At 56.1% G+C, this 2,505-nt stretch carries 2 protein-coding genes and 1 pseudogene; all 3 read left to right on the top strand.

Annotated features, from left to right (window positions below):
* A partial coding sequence (locus tag ABEA12_RS15125) for a hypothetical protein (protein WP_345468825.1) occupies positions 1 to 264 on the top strand: 264 nt, incomplete at its 5' end.
* A 633-nt stretch (positions 265 to 897) separates the two neighbouring features.
* The gene (locus ABEA12_RS15120; RefSeq protein ID WP_210101887.1) at positions 898 to 2,298 is read left to right on the top strand and encodes an MFS transporter; all 1,401 of its coding nucleotides are present in this window, start codon (positions 898 to 900) and stop codon (positions 2,296 to 2,298) included.
* Between the two features lie 58 nt (positions 2,299 to 2,356).
* Positions 2,357 to 2,505: pseudogene (locus tag ABEA12_RS15115) on the top strand (creatininase); the annotation flags it as partial.

The following is a 2,505-nucleotide window of genomic DNA, read 5'->3' as shown; positions in this document are numbered from 1 at the left end:
GTGCCGGGGAAGGTTCTCCTCCTTCTTCTCCAGTCTCGCAACGAGGGGTGCAGAGTAGCGATCACCGGCCTGTTTGCAGCGGCGTCGTATTGTTCGGCAGCAAACACTGCACTACATGTTGAGGGTACCTCGGTACGCCAGAATGATCTCAAAAACGATGTACGCAGTGCGGTGCGTGACAAGCAGATGAGTGGGGTCGGACCTGGCATGAACGTTCTGGCGTGGGCCATCATTTCAGCGCGGAACGGCTCAAGAAACGATTGAATCCGAGCAGGTGTCCGGATTGCATGCCCTGCCTGGACGGTACGTTTCAGGGATGCTTCGAGATCATCCAGGCTTAGAAGCGCATAGCCATAAGCGCCAAGAGCGTCAGGCTCCGAACGCCGGTGGATCGATCTTGGCAACGTGAATGGGAGCGGCTTTTCACCGCCGCCCCACGTGGCGTAAGGGCCGTCTATCGAGCATTAACGGGTGAAATCGGTTAACTCCTGAATGCTGGCCGGCAGTGAGGCCGCCACGTTTCCCCCTTCGAAACGGAACCACCTCTGGCACCCGGTGGAGTAGATGCCTGGACTGTCTAAGGGCGACAAGCTCCCTGCGATCCGTTGCATTCAGTCAGTTCGGGCACCTGGAGACTTTGAGCTGAAACTCGAACTTCGACGGGGAGCTGGACCTGTTGCGCGTTCTAGCGTGTTAGGCCTTTGGGGGCGCCAGATTTTCATTATTCATACTTTGACTAGGGTTTACGAAAAGCATCGAGTGCAGATCTTTTCTGATTGTGAATGGTCGATAGCGATTCTTTACAAAAAGTGTTGACGTGAGGGTCGTCACATGAGCATACTGGTGCAACAGTGTTGCAATAATCGCAACTACTCCTTCCCGTAGGTGGTAAATCGAATGACTCAGGGCAAAAGCACAGCGGCAGGCAATGGTGACGCCAAGCATTCAGTATCGAACGTGAGCTCCAAAGTTCCATCCAGCGGCCTAGGGCCGACACTTAGCGGCCAAGATCGCCCCGATCCTGCAGGGATCGGAAGCAACACCCGTAAAAAGGTCGTGGCAGCAAGCTTTATCGGCAACTTCGTGGAGTGGTTCGATTATGCGGTATACGGCTACCTGGCCATCACGATCACGGCTGTCTTTTTCCCTGAATCAGATCCAGCAACCGGACTAATGCTGACCTTCGCGCTCTTCGCGGTGTCCTTCTTCGTCCGCCCGCTGGGCGGTTTCATCTGGGGTCACTTAGGTGACAAGATCGGACGACGCACTGCATTGTCTTGGTCGATCCTGATCATGTCCGGTGCCACCTTTTGTATTGCCTTGATCCCCTCGTATGCAACCATCGGCATCTGGGCTCCGATCCTGTTACTGATTGTCCGAGTGGTCCAAGGGTTCTCGGCGTCAGGAGAGTATGCGGGTGCTTCGGCTTTCTTGGTGGAGTATGCCCCGGCTAACCGTCGCGGCCTCTTTGCCGCAGTGGTTCCCGCCAGCACGGCCACCGGCCTGCTGTTGGGTTCCTTGATGGCAGCATTGCTGACCGGCCTCTTAGATACAGACCAGATGCAATCTTGGGGCTGGCGGCTTCCGTTCCTCCTGGCCGCACCCATGGGACTGATCGGCCGTTACATCCGAACCAAGCTTGAAGACTCCCCGGTATTCAAGGAACTCGCTGCCGAGGATGAAGCAGTCAAGGCCCCTGTCAGCTCCCTCTTCCAGAACCACTGGCGTCAGCTTATCCAGGCTGTGGGGGCGGTGTTGCTCAACGCGGTTGGCTTCTACCTGATCCTCAGCTACATGCCGACTTACTTGGTCAAGACCGTTGAGCTCAGCGAAACCTCGGCATATGTGGCCACAACGGTGGCGTTGACCACCTACATCGGCTTCATCTTCGTGGTGGGCATGCTCTCGGACAAGTTTGGGCGCAAACGGATCCTGATGACTGCATCGATCCTCTTCGTGGTGCTGACTGTTCCGCTATTCATGTTGATGGATACGGGAAACTTCCTGCTTATCATTCTGGTTCAGATTCTTCTCGGTGGGATGCTCAGTCTCAACGACGGGACCCTGCCCAGCTACTTGGCAGAGATGTTCCCCACCAGGGTTCGCTACTCCGGATTTGCCGTCAGCTTCAACCTCTCCAACGCGATCTTCGGCGGTACCGCACCGTTCGTGGCAACTGTCCTGATCGCGTCAACACAGAGCGACTTGGCCCCCGGCTGGTACCTGATGGCCGCAGCAATAGTCTCCTTGGTCGCCGTTGCCTTCTCTGCCGAAACCAGCAAGAAGCCCCTGGCATAGGCGCTCTCAACTTTCTTCCCCAAAATTAATGAAAAACGTAACAACAAAGGAGTTTCCCATGGCCACTTCATCGGCAGCAGTAAGCAGCATCTCCGAGCTTGAGCGACTCAAGACCCTGCACAACGGAACCAAGCAGCAGCTGACCTTCTCGGACGCAGAGTTCGAACGCCGCCTGAGCGGACTGCGCAAGATCATGGCAGCCAAGGA

The sequence above is a fragment of the Paeniglutamicibacter antarcticus genome, from assembly GCF_039544305.1.
GTDB classification, from domain to species: Bacteria; Actinomycetota; Actinomycetes; order Actinomycetales; family Micrococcaceae; genus Paeniglutamicibacter; species Paeniglutamicibacter antarcticus_C.
The sequence above is the reverse complement of the archived record's forward strand: the minus strand, read 5'-3'. Positions and strand labels throughout refer to the sequence as shown.